The following is a 17,179-nucleotide window of genomic DNA, read 5'->3' on the forward strand; positions in this document are numbered from 1 at the left end:
CGCGGCTCCTGGGGGCCGGCGCGGTCGACGGGGAAGGAGGCGGCATGGACGAGGACGCGCGCGACGAGGCCACCTCGACGCTGCCGAAGTACCGGCAGCCCGGCTTCATGGAGAAAGAGCTCTCGCTCTACCAGGCCGCGCGGGCGGCGACGATCTCGGTTCGGCGCTATGGCGACAACACGATTCCCATCACGGCGGTGACGCCGGTCGACGCTCCGAACGCGATCGCGCCGGTCGAAGACTTCAACGACCCGAACGACCGTTGAGCGTCGACGAGCACGATCCGCATCGCGCGGCCGCTGCGGCGCGCGCGTCGCTCAAGCGCGCCGTCAAACGGTTGGGCTGGGTGCTGGTCGACGCGGCGACGGTCGAGGTGCGCGTCGAGCGCGCGGTCACGGTCGGCTCGCGCACGATCGTCGTTCGCGGCCGCGTGCCGATCGACGTCCCGGCCGAGTTGACGCCGGAGGCCGCCGCGGCCGCCGTCGCACCCCTGGTCGACCCGACGGTCGCGCAGTTCGCGCACGCGATGCGGCGTGCGGTCGGTACGATCCTCACCGACCCCGACGACGTTACGCAGACGCGCACGTTCGATCGGCCCTCGTTCTTCTCGGCGCTCGAAGAGGCGCGGCGTTTTCTGCTCGACGCCTGGCGCGCGCTCGAGAACCGGCGCGTCGACGAGCGCGTCGAGGCCGAGCTCGGGCTGCGCTTCTACCTCGAGGGCCTGGGCGGCGCGGAACGCACGCTCGAGTATTTCGTCGGCCCGACCAACTCGGGCAAGACGCACGCCGCGCTCGAGCTGCTGGCGGCCGCTGAGAGCGGGATGTATCTGGCTCCCTTGCGACTGTTGGCACTCGAGGTCTACGAGCGCCTGATCGAGTGGGGCGGGCGCGCGTCCCTCGTCACCGGTGAGGAGCGCATCCTCGAAGCCGGCGCGCGCCACGTCAGCTCGACGGTCGAGATGGTCGATCTGACGCGCGAGGTCGAGGTCGCGGTCGTCGACGAGGTCCAGCTGCTGGCGGACGAGCAGCGCGGCTGGGCTTGGACGCTCGCGATCGCCGCGGTCCGCGCCAAGCACGTCATCCTGTGCGGCTCGGAAGACGGGCTGCGCGCCGCGACGCGTTTGGCCGAGCGGCTCGGTACGACGATCGCGGTGCGGCGCTTCGAACGCAAGAACCCGCTACGCGTCGTGCCGGCGGCGGGGGTGAGCGGCTTGCAGCCGGGCGACGCCGTGATCGCGTTCTCGCGGCGCGCCGTCATCGAGTATCAGCAGCAGGTCGTGCGCGCGGGCCTGGGGTCGGCGGTGATCTACGGCTCGCTCTCGCCCGGTGTGCGCCGTCGCGAAGCGGAGCGGTTTCGCACCGGCGCAGCGCAGGTCGTCGTCGCGACCGATGCGATCGGCCTGGGCCTGAACCTGCCGATTCGGCGCGTCGTCTTCGCGGCGGTGCGCAAGTTCGACGGCGTCGCGACGCGGAACCTCACCGCCGCCGAGATCCGCCAGATCGCCGGCCGCGCCGGCCGCTACGGGTTGCACGAGGAAGGGCTGGTGACCGCGCTCGACGCGCGCGACGTCGGCCTGATTCGCCGCGCGGTCGAAGGACGTGCGCCGGAGGCGCCGGACGGTCCGCTCTGGATCTCGCCGACCGACGAGCACCTGCGGCGACTCGGAGCGATCATCGGCACGACGCGGGTCAGCCGCCTGCTGGACTTCTTTCGCACCCGCGTCCTCGCGAACGATGCGCAGCTGCGGATCGCCGACGTGAGCGCGCAGATCGACGTGGCGCTGGCGCTCGAGCTCGCTGACGGCTTCCTCGCGCTGCCGTTTGAGACGCGCGCGGTGTACAGCCGGGCGCCGGTGTCGACGCGCGGCCCGAGCCTGGACGTGCTGGCCCGCTGGGGCGCGGCGCACGCGCGCGAGGGCGTCGTGGCCGGCGACGAGCTGGCGCGCTTGGGCGGACGCGACCGGCTCATGATCGACGAGGACCGCTCGCGCTTGGCGACGTTGTATCTCTGGTTAGCGCAGCGCTTCCCCGACGTGTACGTGAACGCCCACTTCATCGCGGAGCTGCGGGACGAAGCCGACGCGGGGATTCAAGCGACGCTGCGCGCACGGGGCTCGCACGCGCCGCACGCGACGGTTCCACCGCCGCGCCGCACAATCGTGCGCCGGCCGCCACGCCCGTCGTATCCGAAGCCGCGTCGCCGGCACTGACGGGAAGGCCGTGCTCGCGCGCGCTGCGAATGCGCGCCGGGATGAAGCTACGCGCCGCGAGTTTCGCTCTGTGCTTGAGCGTTACCGCAATCGCCGCTGCGCCCGCGCGCACGCCGGCAGTCAGGCCGGCGACGACCACCTCGCCGTCGCCGAAGCCAAAGCCGACGCCGCATCTGAGCAAGTGGCAACAGCACGAGCTGGAGATGTATCGCGCTTCCGCGCCGGCCGACGAGTATTTCGGCCGGATGAAGATGAGCTTTCTCGGCATGAACAACACGTTTCATGACGCCGCAATCACGGCGGGCGACCACACGACCAATCCCGCGATCATCGCCAAGGTCGCGTTCGCCGAAGAAGCGCTCGACGCGTGGGGTCGCAAATATCCGCACGATCCACAGTTGGCGCGCACGTACTTCTTGGCAACGGTCGTCGACCGCAAGATCTGGGTAAAAGCGAACCAAGATCGCGCCTGGGTCTACCTCAACCGGCTCGTGCAGCTGTTCCCGGACTCGTATTTCGGCAAGCTGGTCAAGCGCGATCTCGTCGTCGGCTTCACCGAGCATTACTACGCCGATCCCGTGCCGTGCCCGGCGCCGACCGATACGCCGACGCCGACCCCCGAACCCACCGTGTCGCCCTCGCCGACACCGGAGCCGCGTCGCGGGCATCGTGAGCCGCCGCCGACGCCCACGCCGACCCCCACCGCGACGCCGACCCTCGAGCCCACGCCGAGCCCGACGCCGACGCCGACCGTCACCACGCCGGCACCGCATCTGACGATCGTCGTGCTGCCGCAAGCCTGCGTGCCGCCCGCCACGCCGAAGCCCACGCCCTCGCCGTCCGCCATGCCGACGCTGACGGCCGCACCGGCGGCACCCGTCGAGACGCCGAGCGGCACGCCGCTACCGGCTCCCCCGGCACCGACGCCGGGGCCGACGATTTCGCCACACCCCTAGTCGGGCCGCCTCAGCGGGAGTACCATCAGCGCATGCGTTGGCTTTCGATCATCGGCGTGCTCGCCGCAGTCGCGCCGCGCGCCGTGGGCGCGCAGGCGCCCGCACCAATCGCCGTCACCTCCTGCACGGTACTGCAATATCAACCAGTGCGCGCGCATCCGTTCTGGAACCCGTGGTTCGTTCCGCCGAACGGCAGCCCGTACACCGACGGCCTGCAGATTACGTACGTCAATCGCAGCAGCCAACCGGCGACCCGCGTCGCGTTCTTGGTGAACTACCGCGGCGCCGTCGAGCACGTCGTCGACGAGGGAACGTTCTCGCCCGGCGTGTCGATCACGCACACGTTCGGCCAGTTCAACGGCTATGCATATCTCGGCCCGCGGCCCAACGTGTGCCGGCCGGTCGCGGTTCGCTTCGCGGACGGCTCGATCTGGCGCGCGCCCGGCATCACCCGCTCCTCGACGCGCTGAGCGCCGCTCGTCTCAGGCGCTGCTCCCCCCGAGGAGTGCGATCTTCTCGGCGGTGTCGCTGCCGGTTTGCGGAGAGAACAGAACCAGCTTGAGCCCCGGCTGCTCGACGACGTCGAATTGCTTGAACCGCAGCAGCAGCTCGCCGGCGCGGTCGTGCTCGACCGGCTGCAGCACTTCGTGGATCTCGTCGACCGCATACTCCGCCCACCACTTCACGAACAGCGGGCTGATCGCGTTGAGCTGCTCGGCCAGCGCGGCGAATGACGGCGGCGCGCCGCGCCGCGCGTACGTCATGCGAAAGTCCGCGACGCACGCGCGCGCCAGAGGTTCGAAATTCGCAAGGTGTGCCGGCCCCCATTCCTGGCGCAGCAGCCGCCAGAGGAAGTTGCGCTCGAGGGCCTGCGCATTCGGCCGCATCCCGAAGATCGCGGCGAATTCCCGGTTCCAGACCAAGATGTCGTACCGTCCGTTGCGCACGAACGCCGGACAGCGGAACTCGTCGACGACGTCGCGCAGCGACGGTTGCTCGCCGACGTCGTCGGCGACGTCCGGATGTTGCGGCGGGCGGCCCGCCAGCTCGAAGAGATACTGCGTCTCCACCGTGTTGAGTTGAAGGACCGCGGCGATGTTGCTGAGGACGCGCACCGACGGGCGAATGTCGCGGCCCTGTTCGAGCCAGGTGTACCAGGTCGAGCCGACGTTGGCGAGCTCGGCCACTTCCTCGCGGCGCAGGCCGACGGTGCGACGCTTCCCGTTTGCCATGAACCCGTACGTACTCGGTGTGATTTGCTTGCGTTTGGTTCGCAAGAACGTCGCCAACTCTGATCGCGCGTTACCCGTGTTCGCGTCCGTTGAGCAACTCATGTCCGCTCCCCACGCTGGACATCCGACAGCTACCGTATCAGGCTACCACTAGCATTGGGTAGGGACAAGTATAGAGCGCCGGTCACCGTGCAATCGGGACACGTGTAGTGTTGCTCGACGCTACGGGACCTCGCGCCCACGCTGGTCTTGGCCCAGTGACCGAGCGCGAATGTACTAAGGCCTTAGTTGACAAGTCGCGGCTGAGGCGCTAGGGTGTACTAAAGCCTTAGTAGTCTCGCCGTGAGGTGTCCGTTGGGCCGCGAGAAGCGCAAACCCCTGACCAAAGCCGAGCTGCGCGTGATGGAGGTCCTGTGGACCCTGCGCAGCGCCACCGTCGCCGACGTCCAGGCGGCGATTTCCGAGCCGCTCGCCTACACGACGGTGCTCACCATGCTGCGCATCCTCGAGCAGAAGGGCTTCGTGCAGCGCCAGGCCGACGCGCGTGCCCACAGCTACTTCCCGGTCGTCGAGCGCGACGACGCCGTCGGTTCGGCGGTCGGCGATTTGGTGCAGTCGTTCTTCGCCAACAGCAAGGGCGAGCTGGCGGTGCGGCTGGTCGCGGAGTCGCGGCCTTCCGACGCCGAGCTGGCCAAGCTCAAAGAGCTGATCTCGCGCTATGAAGAGGAGAACCCATGATCGCGCCGCTCGCGCACGTCCTCTTCGTGTACTTGCTCGACGGCGTGTGGGAAGGCGCGCTGTTCGCCTTGGCGGCCGCGCTCGTGCTGCGCTCGATGCCGCGCGGCAACGCGACGACCCGCTACGCGGTGCTGGTGCTCGCGCTGTGCGCGGTGGTCGTCGTCCCGCTCTTGACCGCGTGGCTGACGCTGCGCAGCGCGCCCGCGACCGTCGCGACGACCCCGGCGACGATCGTCTTGCGCACGAACGCCGACGATCGGTTGCGCGTGCGGGTGCTGCGCGAAGACCTGCCCGCACTGGTGACGCCGCCGAGCGAGCCGCGGCTGCCGGCGTTCCAGCGCTGGAACCTGCCGATCCCGCGTCTGCTGGCGCTCGGCGTCGTCGGCGCGTGGCTGCTGGGAATGCTCTACGTCGGCCTGCGCCTGGTCATCAGCCTCGCGCACCTCGAAGGCCTCAAGCGCAACGCGCTGCCGTTGCCGCTCGCCTATCGCGACCGCCTCGTCGCGTGGACGAACGCGGTCAAGGGATCGCGCGGCGTACGCCTCTGCCGCTCGGCCGAGGTGACGATCCCGATCGCGGTCGGCCTGTTCGACGCCATGATCCTGGTCCCCGAGGCGCTGCTCGACGCGCTTTCGAGCGAGGACATCGATCGCATCATCCTGCACGAGCTCGCGCACTTGCGCCGGAACGACGACTGGCTCAACGCGTTCGAGCGCGTGGTGAGCGCGGTGCTGTTCTTCAACCCGGCCGTGCTCTGGCTGGTCGCCCGGCTCGATCTCGAGCGCGAGGTCGCGTGCGACGATTGGGTCGTGACGCAGACCGCGCAGCCGCTGCCGTACGCGCATTGCCTGGTGCGGGTGGTCGAATCGGCCAGCTGGCCGTACCGCGCGATGGCCGCGCCCGGCGTGTTCGTCACCCGGCGCAGCATGTCGATCCGCATCGAGCGGCTGCTCTCGGCGCACCGCGACGTGCGCTCGCGGGTCGCGCTCGGACCGGCCTCGCTGGCGGTGGCGTCGATCGCGGCGCTGGGCGTCCTGGCGGCCTACGTCTCGCCGTCGATCGCCGACGAACCGCCCGCGACAGCGGCGGCGCCGCCGGCGATCGCGACGCCGCACGTCGTGCATACCCTCTCGCCGGAACAACGGCTGGTCGAGTGGGCGGTCGTCCCGGCCGCCGCCGCGCCCCACGCGAGCGCGGTGGCCCTCGCGAGCGCCGTGCCCAAGCGCGCGCCGGCCGTCGCTTCGCTCGCGCCGCTGCGGCCCGTCCCCGCAGCCGCGGTGAAAGCGCGGCCCGCGGACGGAAGGCGTACGTACGGCCCGTACGCGTACGCCTACGCCGCCCGTCCCGAGCCGGTGCCGAGCCCGGCGCCGGCGCGAATCGGTGACCCGACGCAGGTCGCGAACGACGACTACATCAGCGAGCTCGCCGCCGCCGGCTACACGCACCTCACGCTCGATCAGCTGATTCGGATGCGTAGCGTCGGCGTCACGCCGGCGCTGATCCGGGACCTATCGGCGGCCGGCTTCACGCACCTCTCGCCCGACGAGCTGGTCCATCTGGCCGCGGTGGGAGTCGACGGTCCGTACGTGCGCAGCATGCGTTCGCTGTTCGGCAATACCCTGAGCGTCGAGGACGTCGTTCAGCTGCGCGCGGTCGGCGTGACGCCGGAGTACGTGCAGACGCTCAAAGCCGACGGCCTCGCCTCGCCGAGCGTCTCCGACGCCGTCAGCGCGCGCGCCGTCGGACTCGACGGAGACTACATCCGCACGATGCGCGCGCGCTTCGGCAACGCGAGCGTGCGCGAGCTGCGCAACGCGCAGGCGGTCGGCGTGACGCCGGAGTACGCCGACCAAATGCGCGTCGCCGGACTCGGGAACCTCGATCTGCGGCAGCTGCAGCAGGTGCGCGCGCTCGGGCTCGACGCCGACTACGTGCGCTCGATGCGAACGCGGTTCGGGAACCTGAGCGCGGGACAACTCACCAACGCGCGGGCCGTCGGGCTGACGCCCGAGTACGCCGACCAGATGCGCGCGGCCGGTCTGCCGAACCTGAGCTTCGACGACCTGCGCCGCCTGCGCGAGTTCGGCATCGATCCCGACTTCATCAAGAGCTGCAAAGCGCACGGGTTCACGAACTTGTCGGTCGATCAGCTCGTGCGGATCCGCGCCAGCGGGTTGCTGTGAGGACGTTTCGATCGCTCGCGCGGCTGGGCGCGCTCGCGCTGCTGCTGCTGGCGGCGCCGCGCCCCGTGCTCGCCGCGCAGCAGGTCAGCGGCGACTGGAGCGTTCACGAGCGGCCCGGCCCGCCGGCGCGCCTCGCGCTGCGCCTGGATACCGACGACGCCGACTTCTCGAGCGATCGCTACGCGCCGGCCGATCTGGGCCTTTCGCTGCACGAGCTCGACGCGCCGGGGCATCACGTCACCTTCACCATCAACCGCGACGCCGGACGCTTCGCCTGCGACGGCTGGGTCGGCGGGGGCTCCGGCGCCGGGACGTTCACGTTCACGCCGAACCCGGGGTACCTGGACGCGTTGCGGCAACGCGGACTCGCGCCGCCGAGCGACGAGCGGCTGTTCAGCGCGGCGAGCCTCGACCTTTCGCTCGCCTACGTCGACGCGATGCGCGCGGCGCTGCCGGCGGTCGACTTTCACGACCTGATCACGCTGCGCGCGATGCGGATCGACACCGACTACATTCGTCTCGCCGAAGCGCACGGTTTCCACAACCTGAGCGCCGCAGAGTTGATCCGGGCGCGCGCGCTGCGCATCTTCTAGGACCAGGTTTCTCCGGCGCCGAGCCGGTGCACAAGGGAGCATGGCCTCCCGTGCCCGGTCGGTAGCGTGGCTGCTCGCGCTGAGCCTCGCGCTCGGCGACGCCCTCCGCATCCCCGCCCGGATCGCCCTCGCCAGCCGCGTCGGTGACGCCGTCGGCGACGATCACCAAGCTCGGCTCGTATCACATCGCGCCGGGGAAGATCTTCGTGGCGGGCATCTCGTCGGGCGGGTTCTTCGCCGTGCAGATGCATTTCGCGCACGCCGGCGTGGTGCGCGGCGCGGCGATCTATGCCGGCGGCGTCGACTGGTGCGCGCAGGACAACGTCGCGCTGGCGCTGGTCGACTGCGGCGGCGAGACGGTGAACGGTCAGGCGCTCTACAGCAGTACGCTCGCGCAATCGGAGTCGTACGTCGACCAGCAGTCGGCGGCGCAGACGATCGATCCGGAAGCGGACATCGCCGGTCAGCCCGTCTACCTGTGGTCGGGGACGCAAGACCAGGTCGTCAACCCGAAAGAGATGGCCGATCTGGCCGCCGAGTACGAGCATTACGGTGCTCGCGTCACGTTCGACAACGGCTATCCGGCCAACCACGGTTGGGAGTCACCCAACGGGCAGGTCGCGTGCGGCACGGCGGCCGAGCCGTACATGATCGCCTGCGAGGGCGCGAACGGACAGCCGTACGACTCCGAGCAGACCTGGCTGACGCTGTTCCTCGGCACGCTGCAGCCTCGTAACGACGGGACGCTGCGCGGAGCGCTGTTGCGCTTCGACCAGACCGAGTTCGGCGCGTCGGCGGCGAACTCGATGGATACCAACGGCACGGTCTTCGTTCCGCAGACGTGCGCCGCCGGCGCGAGCTGCGGCCTCGTCGTCGCGCTGCACGGATGCCTGCAAGGCCACGCGCAAATCGGCGACGACTTCGTCACCGAGGGCGGCATCGATCAGTGGGCCGACGGCAACGGCATCGTCGTCCTCTATCCGTACGCCGTCGAGTCGGCCGGCCCGCAGCCGTACAACCCGCAGGGCTGCTGGGACTGGTGGGGCTACGACGACCCGAGCTATGCCCTCAAGGCCGGCACGCAGATGCAGATCATCTACGCGATGGTCCAGCGCGTCGCCGGCACCCCGTAGAACGCACTAGAAGTGCATCAGGCTCATGACGATTGCGGTGAGCGAAACCTCCAGACCGCTCAGTGCGAGCAGATCCTGCCGCATGCGCGCGCTACGCGGCCGTGATGTGAACCATTGCCGCCATTTGATCGCGAGAATGACGCCGAAGCAAATCGTTGGAAGAAAGTAGGCGACGCCTACCCACGCGTTCGGCACTGGAAGGATCTTGAACATGATGAATGTTGCGCGAGACGACAGTCATCCCCGTCTTCGCAATCGTTCGGTCCCACTCGGCTATGATTATACCAGTCAGTAGTGGAGCCCGCTATAGCGTACTACAGGGCATGGCTAGATTGTCAAGACTCAGGCGAAGCGGAGGGTGCCGTCGTCGAGGCGGCCGGTGTGCAGGGCCAGGAAGTCGAGGATGTAGTTGTCGCCGGTGCGCCACGGGAACGGGCCGCGTTGCGGAAGCCGGCCGCGGGCGCGCTGGACGTAGCCCGAGGTGAGCGTGAGCAACGGTTCGCGCGCGAGGTCCTCGCGCAGCGGGCGCGGCGTCGCGGTCGTGAAACGGCGGCGGCGCATGTAGCGGATCAACCGGGCGACGTAGCGCGCGTTCAAGTCGACTTTGAGCGTCCACGACGAGTGCGTGTAGCCGAACGCGAAGGCCAGGTTGGGCACGCCCTCGAGCATCGTGCCTTTGTAGACCAGGCGTTGCGAGACGTCGACCGGCTCGCCGTCGACGCGCAGCGCGACGCCGCCGAAGAACTGCATCGTCAGCCCGGTCGCGCTGACGATCACGTCGGCCGGCAGCTCGTCGCCCGACTCCAGCCGCACGCCGTGTTCGGTGAGCTCGGCGATCCGTCCGGTGACGACCGAGGCGTCGCCGCTGCGCAGCGCCTTGAAGAGATCGGCGTCCGCGGCCAGGCAAAGCCGCTGGTCCCACGGCTGATACGAGGGGTTGAAGTGCACGTCGACGTCGTGTCGTGCCGGATCGTAGGACGCGCCGAACGCGCGCAGCACGCCGCGCCGGATCAGCTGCCGGAAGCGGTCGGGCCGCTTGCGCGCCAAGCCGTAGACGAACGAGCTGTAGGCGACGTTCTTCCACCGCACGACCGCGTCGGCCAGCGGGCGCGGCAGCCAGCGGCGGATGCGGTGCGCGAGCTCGTCGCGCGAGGGGAGCGCCGCGATGTACGAGGGCGAGCGCTGCAGCATCGTGACGTGCGCGGCGGTTCCGGCCAGCGCCGGCACCAGCGTGACCGCCGTCGCGCCGCTGCCGACGACGACGACGCGCTTGCCGCGCACGTCGAGATCGGCGGGCCAGAACTGCGGGTAGACGACCGGCCCCGCGAAGCGCGCCATGCCGGGCCACTCCGGCGCGTATCCGCCCGCGTAGTCGTAATAGCCCGCGCACGCCAACAGAAAGCCGCAGGTCAACGTCGCGGTCGCGCCGTTCACCGAACAGGTCACGGTCCAGTGCGCTTGCGCGCTCGACCACTCGGCGGCCACGACCGTATGGCGGTAGCGAATGCGGCGATCGATCCCGTAGTGCGCGGCGGTCTCGGCGACGTAGGCGCGGATCGTCGCGCCGTCGACGATCGACTTCTCACCGCGGTACGGCCGGAACGGGAAGCCGAGCGTGACGATGTCGGAGTCCGAGCGAATGCCGGGATAGCGGAAGACGTCCCAGGTGCCGCCGAGGGCGGAGCGGCTCTCGAGGATCGTATAGGTCAGTTCGGGGTTGCGCTCGTGGAGACGGTACGCGGCGTCGATGCCGGAGATCCCCGCTCCGACGATGACGACGTCATAGTCCACTTGTGCCATCGCAGAGGACCTCTCGTCGGCGAATCGTGCGGTCCCTGCGCACCGCCGTAGGAGCTCGCCGACGCCGCACCAAAGGGCGCCCGCGACTCCTCAGCTCCGTTCGGAGGCCGGCGTGCGTTTCCAATCCTTCGGTGCGGTGTTCTTCCTCGCGCTCGCCGTCGGCTGTTCCGGCGGCGGCTCGGGGACACCGGCCGCGCCGTCCGCGCCGTCGGGATCGCAGTCGGCTCCGAGCGCGACCGCGACGCCGAGCGCGACACCGTCGGCGCGACCGAGCGCGTCGCCGACGCCGACGGCATCCCCGACGCCGACCGCCGCGCCGTCATCCACCCCCGGCTCGACGCCGTTCGCCTGCAACGACGCGCAGTTCCTGACCGATCAGAGCGAGTTCGGCGCGGGCACGCTCAGCGGCGATCAGCTGGTCGACGTGTGCGGCAACGTCACCTCCGTGCTGGCCGAGCAAGACACCAGCAGCGGTCACCACGGCTACTTCTACGTCACGATGCCGTCGGGGTATCAGATCGAGATCGTCTCGAACCTCGATGCGATGGCCGAGGCGTCGACCGATCAGCCGCCGGCGTGGCCGTGGGTCGCGACCGGCCAGTACGTCTACGTGCAGGGCCGGTACTACTACGACAACGCGTCGAGCCAGGGGATCGACTGGACCGAAGACGACACCGGTTCGTGGCCGTACGTCGGCTGGGTCGCGGTATGCGACGCGAACGGCAACAACTGCGTGAAGTACTGGTAGCGGCGCGGAATCTCAGCGCAGGGCGGCCACGATCGCGTCGCCCATCGCGCTCGTCGTGGCGGTGCCGCCCAGATCCGGCGTGAGCGTCGTTCGCGCGGTCATCACCGCCTCGACCGCGTCGGCGATGCGCTGCGCGGCGTCGCTCGCCGCGGCGTCGCCGTGCTTGCGGCCCAGCCACGCCAGCAGCATTTGGCCGGAGACGATCATGGCGTAGGGGTTGGCGACGTTGCGGCCTGCGATGTCGGGCGCCGAGCCGTGCGTCGCTTGCGCCATCGCCTTGTGCGGCCCGGCCGAGAGGCCCGGCGCCAAACCCAATCCGCCGACCAGGCCGGCCGCCTCGTCGGAGAGGATGTCGCCGAACATGTTGGTGGTGACGACGACGTCGTACCGCTGCGGCGTCATCACCAGGCGCATCGCGAAGGTGTCGACGATCGCCTCGTCGAGCATGACGTCGGGAAACTCCCGGCCGACGCGCTTGACCTCCTCGACGAACATCCCGCAGCCGAGCTTGAAGACGGTGTCCTTGTGAACGACGGTGAGGTGCTTGCCCCGCGTGCGCGCCAGCTCGAACGCCTCGCGCGCGACCTTGGCCGAGCCATTGCGGGTGATGACGCGCACCGAGATGGTGACGTCGTGCGTGGGCCGGAACTCGCCGCTGCCGGCCACGACGTTGCGGTCGGGTTGAAAGCCTTCGTTGTTCTCGCGCACGATCACCAGGTCGACGTCCTGGTGGACGGACGGGATGCCGGGATACGACTTGACCGGCCGGATGTTGGCGAACAGGTCGAAGTGCTTGCGCAAGATCGGGTGCGGGTTGGGCGCTTCGGCGACCTTCGGATAGGCCATGTGCCCGATCGGGCCCAGCACCCAGCCGTCGAGCTGCGCGAGTCGCTCGAGCGTATCGGCCGGCATCGTCGTGCCGAGCGTCTCGTACGCCCGGCGGCCGATCGGAACGTCTTGCCATGCGATCTGCAAGCCGCTCAGCCGCGCCGCGGCCCGCATCACCTTGACGGTCTCGGGCACGACCTCGTGTCCGATGTCGTCGCCTTCGAGGACACCGATCTTCATGTCGCGTTTCCCCTCCGCGGGAGGTTCAGGGCGAGAGCGCTTCGAGGGCGCGGCCGTTGGTGACCGGGCCGAAGACGCCGATACCGATGATGATGGCCAGCATCGCCGCGTCGATCATGGTGAAGACGCCGACCGTGCCGTACGCGGCCAACAGATTCCCGACCCAGTAGCCGACGAAGATCGAGCTGATCCGGCTCCACGAGAAGGTGAAGCCGATCGCGCGAGCGCGGATGCGGGTCGGGAACAGCTCGGCCGCGTAGGGGTGAAAGACGCTGATCATCCAGTTGTTGCCGAGCGCGATCAAGCCGCCGCAGACCAGGATCAGCGGCACGTTCCGCGCCCCGGCGAAGATCGTCCCGGCGACGCCGATGAGGATCGCGGTCAGCACCAGCTGCCACTTGCGCTCGACGCGTTCGGCGAAGTAGCTGCCGACCAGCGCGCCGACCGGTGCCAGCAGCACGATGATCGCCGTGTACGTCAGCGTGTGGATGATCGGGAAGCCCTGTTTGGTCAAGAGCACCGGCACGAACGAGGTGAAGCCGAAGACCGCAATCGTCTGGCAGAACTGGAACACCGAGATCATCAGCGTGCGCGGCAGGTAGAAGCGGCTGAACATCTCTTGCCAATGACCTTGCTGCATCCCCAGCTCCGGCGAGCTCGGATCGGGCGGCGGCAGCGAACCGCCGCGTTCGGCGATCACGCCCTGCTCGATGCGGGTGACGACGGCGTCGGCCTCGGCGGCACGCCCATGCGCCTCGAGCCAGCGCGGCGATTCCGGCAGCCCGCGCTGGACGAAGAAGACGACGATTCCGCTGAGCGCGCCGATCAGCACCACCCAGCGCCAGCCTGAGAACCCGAGCGGGTCGTGTGGCACGAGCCAGGCGGCCAGGAACGCGGCGACCGGGATCGCCGAGAGCACGAAGACGAACGAGGTCGTCATGTACTTGCCGCGTAGGCTGCGCGGCGTCAGCTCGGCCATGTAGCTGTCGTTGTTCACCAGCTGCATGCCGACCGCGAAGCCCGCGATCAGCCGCGCGGTGTCGATGAGGAGCGGGTCGCTCAGGAACACGATCGCGAGCTGCGCGAGCGAGTAGACGACCATCGAGGAGACGAAGACGGCGCGCCGGCCGACGCGGTCGGAGACGAACCCGAATACCGCGGTGCTCAGGAACATCCCCACGAAGAACGAGGCCAGGAAGCTGGCGAAGCTGTGGTAGTCGAACAGCCCCTTGTTCTCGATGGTGTAGATTCCCGAGCGCACGAAGCCGGGGGCGATGAAGCCCGGCATGAACAGCTCGTAGAACTCGAACCAGCCGCCGCTCGCGATGCGAGCGATGACGCCGAGCAGATAGCGCGAGGGCGGCAGCCGATCGATGCGCCCCAGCACGGAGACGCGCGGCGCGGCCGCGGCGGTCAACGCGTCACCGCCATGGCGGCGTGTCCGTTGGCCACCGGTGCCTCGCGCCGCGCGGCCTGCGCGAGCTGGGCGACGTCGCCGAGCCCGGCGACGTCCCAGCAGAGCGCGAGCACGCGCCGCGCTTGTTCCGGGCCGAGAATCGGATCGGCCAGGCCGTGGAACTTCGCCTCGAGGTCGGCATCGGTCATCGGGCGTGCCAGCGAGCCGATCGCGTGCTCGACGTGCAGCTCGTACATGGTGCCGTCGGTGAGCGTGATCGCGACGTGGGCTTGGTCCGCGGCCAGCGCCGGATCGATCTCCGCGCGGATGCGATCGCGCAGCGCGACGACCGCCGGATCGGCGACCACCGCGTCGGAGAACTGCGGCTCGCCGGCGGCACCGGCGATCAGCGCGACGGCGGCCGCGTGATAGACGCTGAACTTCCCTTCGAGCCCCGTCTGCGGCGTTTTCTTGCCGGTCAGCTCGAGCACCAGCGGGTGCACGCGCAGCGCGACCGACGCGATGTCGCCGGGCACGAGCTGCTCGGCGTTGCGCAACTGGATGCAGCCGTCGATGGTGGGGTGGATGACGATGCCGCACGCGAACGGCTTGTAGGTATTCGCCAACAGCTCGTAGCGCTCGCCGAGTCCCTGCGTGATCTCGTCGTAGTCGCGCGCCACGCTGAGCACGTTGGCCCAGCCGCGCGGCGCTTCGATCGCCTGCTCCGAGCAGGTGAAACCGCGCTCCGCGAGGAGCGCCGCGGCCAGACCGTTCTGCGCGGAGCGGCCGGGATGGAAGCTCTTGGTCATCGTGCCGAACATCTCGCGCAGGCCGACCGGCTGCGTCGCCGCCAGCCCGAGCGCCCACGCCATGTGCTGTTCGTCCAATCCGAGGACCTTGCCGATCGCCGCGGCGGCGCCGAAGACACCGGTCGTCCCGGTGATGTGCCAGCCGACGTCGTAGTGCTCCGGGTAGACGGCGTTGCCGATCCGGCACTCGACCTCGACCCCGAGCACGAACGCGTTGACGAAGTCGGTGCCCCTCATCGGCCGCTGCTCCGCCCAGGCCAGGAGCGCGCTCGCGACCGGGCCGGCGGGGTGGATGACCGTACGCAAGTGCGTGTCGTCGAAGTCGAACACGTGCGAGCTGATGCCGTTCATCAGCGCCGCGTGGAGCGGGTCGAGCCGTTCGGAACGCCCGAGGACGCTCGCGGTCGCCGGCCCCGAGAACGGTCCGAGCGCGGCGATCGCGACGTCCAGCGTCTCGTGGTGCGACCCGCCGATCGCACAGCCGGCCCAGTTGACGACGGCACGGGCGGCTTCTTTGCGGACCGGCGCGGGCAGCGCGTCGGGGCGCGCCTCGACGACGTAGCGGGCCAGCGTGCGCGTCACTCCACTCGACATGGCGCGGTCTACGGTCACGGCGCCAAGGCGACCTTCCACGCCGTTCCGGTCAGCGGAACAGACCGGCGTCGAGCTGAAAGCGGGGGCCGATGAAGCTCGCACCGGGACTGCGCGTCGGGCCGTCGGCGATTCACGGCCGCGGCTGCTTCGCCACCGCGCGTTTCGCGCGGCGGCGCAAGATCGCCGAGTACACCGGCGAGCGGATCACCAACGCCGAGGCCGCGCGCCGCAGCGCCGGCCGGCCGGTGCTGCGCATCAGCGGCCTGGACCAGCGCTGGTCGATCGACGGCGGCCGGGGCGGCAACGGCACCCATTACATCAACCACTCGTGCCGACCCAACGCGTTCTTGCAGACGTTCGGAAAACGACTGCTCGTCCTCGCGCTGCGCGACATCCGGCCCGGCGAGGAGATCACCGTCGACTACGTCGACACGTACCACTCCGACCGCAAGCGCTGCGGCTGCCGCGTTCCGGGCTGTCGCGGAACGATCAACAAGCCGAAGCGCGCGTAGCCGGAAGCGGTCGCCGGATCAGGTGCCCCCCGACTTGCAGATCAGACGCTGGATGCGCTCGAGCGTGACCAGGCCGTCGGTCAAGACCTCGTCGATCGTGCTCAAGAACCCGCGCAGCCGTTCGATGTCGTCCGTCGCGACCTCGATCAGCATGGGCAGGTCCCCCGGCGCGTCGGGGTTCCAGTCGACCGAGAGCCGCCGATGGCTTCCGAAACCTTCGATCCCCCGAAAAACGGTCGCGCCACGGAAGCCGTGCTCGAGCAGCCGTTCGACCAACGCCTGCGTCGTCGAACGTTTGCCGGTGCGCGCGCTCTCCGAGACGTAGATCCGCATGAGCACGGCGTTGTGAGCGATCATGGTCCGGTCATCTCCTCGTCGAAACGGCCCGTCCGACAGGCCCGCCGCCCGCGGTAGCGTATCACTCGGCCATGATCGCTGACCCGTCCTTCGTCCAGGGGCAGCTGCTGCGGATCTTCGTCGGCGAGGATGCCCACTACCATGGGCAGCCGCTCCACCTCGCGATCATCGAACTGCTCAAGCGCGAAGGGGTCGCCGGCGCCAGCGCCTTTCGGGGCATCGAAGGCTTCGGCTCGCATCACGAGATCCACCTCAACCGCGTCTTCGCGATCGGCGGGAAACTGCCGATCTTGATCGAGGTCGTCGACTCCGAGGAGCGCATCGCGGCGCTGCTGCCGCAGATCGAGCAGATGATCGACGAAGGCGCGGTGACGCTCGAGCGGGTCGAGTACCGGCGCTTTCTCAACGCGCGCTGACACCGGTCAGCCCCGCAGCTCGTCGCTCACGACGAGGACCGGTGTTTGCGCCAGCCGGAGGACCGTGTCCGACACGCTGCCCAGGAGCTTGCGCTCGAGGCTGCCGCTGTGACGGCGCCCGACCACGATGAGGTCGGCGCCGATGCGGTGCGCCGCGTCGACGAGCGCGTGTGCTGCGTCGCCGTCCTCGATCAATGCGAACGACGCGGTGACGCCGTGCCGCGCGGCACGCGCCACGGCTTCCTCGCCGTGCAGCCGATGTCCGCGCAGCTCCGCTTGACGCTCGCGTTCGTCCGGACCGCCGTGCGGGACCGGTTGGACGACGTCGACGATGGCGAGGCGGGCGTCGAACCGGCGCGCGACCTCCGCGGCGACGTCGACCGCGCGATCGGCGATCGCGGTCTCGTCCCAACCGACCAGCACGTGCGAGAACAT

Annotated in this window: 19 protein-coding genes; 11 read left to right on the plus strand and 8 right to left on the minus strand. The window is 69.6% G+C overall.

The window, feature by feature from the left end; translation table 11 throughout:
* Positions 1-44: 44 nt before the first annotated feature.
* The 4 genes from VMD91_15930 to VMD91_15945 all read left to right on the plus strand — a co-directional run bounded on the left by VMD91_15930 (position 45) and on the right by VMD91_15945 (position 3,635).
* A complete protein-coding gene (locus VMD91_15930) occupies positions 45-266 on the plus strand; it encodes a hypothetical protein (GenBank protein HTW85560.1) in 222 nt (73 codons plus the stop codon).
* Complete coding sequence (locus tag VMD91_15935; protein HTW85561.1) at positions 263-2,209, plus strand: helicase-related protein; 1,947 nt, start codon at positions 263-265, stop codon at positions 2,207-2,209. Before VMD91_15930 ends, VMD91_15935 begins: the two co-directional genes overlap by 4 nt.
* A gap of 74 nt (positions 2,210-2,283) precedes the next feature.
* Positions 2,284-3,165 carry a hypothetical protein gene (locus VMD91_15940; GenBank protein HTW85562.1) on the plus strand — a complete coding sequence of 294 codons (882 nt, stop codon included), beginning with the start codon at positions 2,284-2,286 and terminating at the stop codon, positions 3,163-3,165.
* 32 nt (positions 3,166-3,197) lie between these two features.
* A complete protein-coding gene (locus tag VMD91_15945) occupies positions 3,198-3,635 on the plus strand; it encodes a hypothetical protein (GenBank protein ID HTW85563.1) in 438 nt (145 codons plus the stop codon).
* 12 nt (positions 3,636-3,647) lie between these two features.
* On the opposite strand, the gene VMD91_15950 is transcribed toward VMD91_15945, so the two are convergent.
* Positions 3,648-4,499: a helix-turn-helix transcriptional regulator gene (locus tag VMD91_15950; protein ID HTW85564.1), complete on the minus strand. Its 852-nt coding sequence runs from the start codon at positions 4,497-4,499 to the stop codon at positions 3,648-3,650.
* A gap of 240 nt (positions 4,500-4,739) precedes the next feature.
* Here VMD91_15950 and VMD91_15955 point away from each other — a divergent pair, with 240 nt between their 5' ends.
* The 4 genes from VMD91_15955 (at position 4,740) to VMD91_15970 (ending at position 9,044) form a co-directional block, all read left to right on the plus strand.
* On the plus strand, positions 4,740-5,135 hold the full coding sequence (locus VMD91_15955; GenBank protein HTW85565.1) for a BlaI/MecI/CopY family transcriptional regulator: 396 nt from the start codon (positions 4,740-4,742) through the stop codon (positions 5,133-5,135).
* Positions 5,132-7,318, plus strand: a complete 2,187-nt coding sequence (locus VMD91_15960; GenBank protein HTW85566.1) for a M56 family metallopeptidase — start codon at positions 5,132-5,134, stop codon at positions 7,316-7,318. The genes VMD91_15955 and VMD91_15960 overlap by 4 nt, the downstream gene beginning before the upstream one ends.
* Positions 7,315-7,911, plus strand: a complete 597-nt coding sequence (locus VMD91_15965; GenBank protein HTW85567.1) for a hypothetical protein — start codon at positions 7,315-7,317, stop codon at positions 7,909-7,911. Before VMD91_15960 ends, VMD91_15965 begins: the two co-directional genes overlap by 4 nt.
* Positions 7,912-8,054: 143 nt before the next feature.
* Positions 8,055-9,044: a PHB depolymerase family esterase gene (locus VMD91_15970; protein HTW85568.1), complete on the plus strand. Its 990-nt coding sequence runs from the start codon at positions 8,055-8,057 to the stop codon at positions 9,042-9,044.
* A 6-nt stretch (positions 9,045-9,050) separates the two neighbouring features.
* On the opposite strand, the gene VMD91_15975 is transcribed toward VMD91_15970, so the two are convergent.
* On the minus strand, positions 9,051-9,257 hold the full coding sequence (locus VMD91_15975; GenBank protein ID HTW85569.1) for a hypothetical protein: 207 nt from the start codon (positions 9,255-9,257) through the stop codon (positions 9,051-9,053).
* Positions 9,258-9,386: 129 nt separating this feature from the next.
* Positions 9,387-10,844, minus strand: coding sequence for an NAD(P)/FAD-dependent oxidoreductase (locus tag VMD91_15980; GenBank protein HTW85570.1), 1,458 nt, complete (start codon positions 10,842-10,844; stop codon positions 9,387-9,389).
* A 112-nt stretch (positions 10,845-10,956) separates the two neighbouring features.
* Between VMD91_15980 and VMD91_15985 the strand changes: the two genes are divergently transcribed.
* Positions 10,957-11,592, plus strand: coding sequence for a hypothetical protein (locus VMD91_15985; protein HTW85571.1), 636 nt, complete (start codon positions 10,957-10,959; stop codon positions 11,590-11,592).
* A 12-nt stretch (positions 11,593-11,604) separates the two neighbouring features.
* Here the strand turns inward: VMD91_15985 and VMD91_15990 are convergent, their stop codons facing one another.
* From VMD91_15990 to VMD91_16000, 3 genes are read right to left on the minus strand one after another with little or no spacing between them, the layout of a single operon-like run.
* Positions 11,605-12,660 (minus strand): isocitrate/isopropylmalate dehydrogenase family protein, encoded by a 1,056-nt coding sequence (locus VMD91_15990; protein HTW85572.1) that lies wholly within the window; start codon positions 12,658-12,660, stop codon positions 11,605-11,607.
* A 25-nt stretch (positions 12,661-12,685) separates the two neighbouring features.
* Positions 12,686-14,077: an MFS transporter gene (locus VMD91_15995; protein ID HTW85573.1), complete on the minus strand. Its 1,392-nt coding sequence runs from the start codon at positions 14,075-14,077 to the stop codon at positions 12,686-12,688.
* Positions 14,074-15,459 (minus strand): MmgE/PrpD family protein, encoded by a 1,386-nt coding sequence (locus tag VMD91_16000; GenBank protein ID HTW85574.1) that lies wholly within the window; start codon positions 15,457-15,459, stop codon positions 14,074-14,076. Before VMD91_16000 ends, VMD91_15995 begins: the two co-directional genes overlap by 4 nt.
* A gap of 89 nt (positions 15,460-15,548) precedes the next feature.
* On the opposite strand from VMD91_16000, the gene VMD91_16005 reads away from it, so the two are divergent.
* Positions 15,549-15,971: an SET domain-containing protein-lysine N-methyltransferase gene (locus VMD91_16005; protein ID HTW85575.1), complete on the plus strand. Its 423-nt coding sequence runs from the start codon at positions 15,549-15,551 to the stop codon at positions 15,969-15,971.
* 18 nt (positions 15,972-15,989) lie between these two features.
* Here VMD91_16005 and VMD91_16010 read toward each other — a convergent pair whose 3' ends face one another.
* Positions 15,990-16,328 carry a DUF190 domain-containing protein gene (locus VMD91_16010; GenBank protein HTW85576.1) on the minus strand — a complete coding sequence of 113 codons (339 nt, stop codon included), beginning with the start codon at positions 16,326-16,328 and terminating at the stop codon, positions 15,990-15,992.
* A gap of 71 nt (positions 16,329-16,399) precedes the next feature.
* Here VMD91_16010 and VMD91_16015 point away from each other — a divergent pair, with 71 nt between their 5' ends.
* Positions 16,400-16,744 carry a DUF190 domain-containing protein gene (locus tag VMD91_16015; GenBank protein HTW85577.1) on the plus strand — a complete coding sequence of 115 codons (345 nt, stop codon included), beginning with the start codon at positions 16,400-16,402 and terminating at the stop codon, positions 16,742-16,744.
* Between the two features lie 6 nt (positions 16,745-16,750).
* Here VMD91_16015 and VMD91_16020 read toward each other — a convergent pair whose 3' ends face one another.
* A complete protein-coding gene (locus tag VMD91_16020; protein ID HTW85578.1) occupies positions 16,751-17,179 on the minus strand; it encodes a universal stress protein in 429 nt (142 codons plus the stop codon).

This window comes from Candidatus Sulfotelmatobacter sp. (assembly GCA_035504415.1).
GTDB lineage: Bacteria > Vulcanimicrobiota > Vulcanimicrobiia > Vulcanimicrobiales > Vulcanimicrobiaceae > Vulcanimicrobium.

Excerpts from the sequence above, each read along its gene's own strand:
- VMD91_15930 (HTW85560.1), top strand. The coding sequence starts at position 45 with ATGGACGAGGACGCGCGCGACGAGGCCACCTCGACGCTGCCGAAGTAC.
- VMD91_15960 (HTW85566.1), top strand. The coding sequence starts at position 5,132 with ATGATCGCGCCGCTCGCGCACGTCCTCTTCGTGTACTTGCTCGACGGC.
- VMD91_15980 (HTW85570.1), bottom strand. The coding sequence starts at position 10,844 with ATGGCACAAGTGGACTATGACGTCGTCATCGTCGGAGCGGGGATCTCC.
- VMD91_16020 (HTW85578.1), bottom strand. The coding sequence starts at position 17,179 with ATGTTCTCGCACGTGCTGGTCGGTTGGGACGAGACCGCGATCGCCGAT.
- VMD91_15950 (HTW85564.1), bottom strand. The coding sequence starts at position 4,499 with ATGAGTTGCTCAACGGACGCGAACACGGGTAACGCGCGATCAGAGTTG.
- VMD91_15945 (HTW85563.1), top strand. The coding sequence starts at position 3,198 with ATGCGTTGGCTTTCGATCATCGGCGTGCTCGCCGCAGTCGCGCCGCGC.
- VMD91_16015 (HTW85577.1), top strand. The coding sequence starts at position 16,400 with ATGATCGCTGACCCGTCCTTCGTCCAGGGGCAGCTGCTGCGGATCTTC.
- VMD91_16005 (HTW85575.1), top strand. The coding sequence starts at position 15,549 with ATGAAGCTCGCACCGGGACTGCGCGTCGGGCCGTCGGCGATTCACGGC.
- VMD91_16010 (HTW85576.1), bottom strand. The coding sequence starts at position 16,328 with ATGATCGCTCACAACGCCGTGCTCATGCGGATCTACGTCTCGGAGAGC.
- VMD91_15975 (HTW85569.1), bottom strand. The coding sequence starts at position 9,257 with ATGTTCAAGATCCTTCCAGTGCCGAACGCGTGGGTAGGCGTCGCCTAC.
- VMD91_15990 (HTW85572.1), bottom strand. The coding sequence starts at position 12,660 with ATGAAGATCGGTGTCCTCGAAGGCGACGACATCGGACACGAGGTCGTG.
- VMD91_16000 (HTW85574.1), bottom strand. The coding sequence starts at position 15,459 with ATGTCGAGTGGAGTGACGCGCACGCTGGCCCGCTACGTCGTCGAGGCG.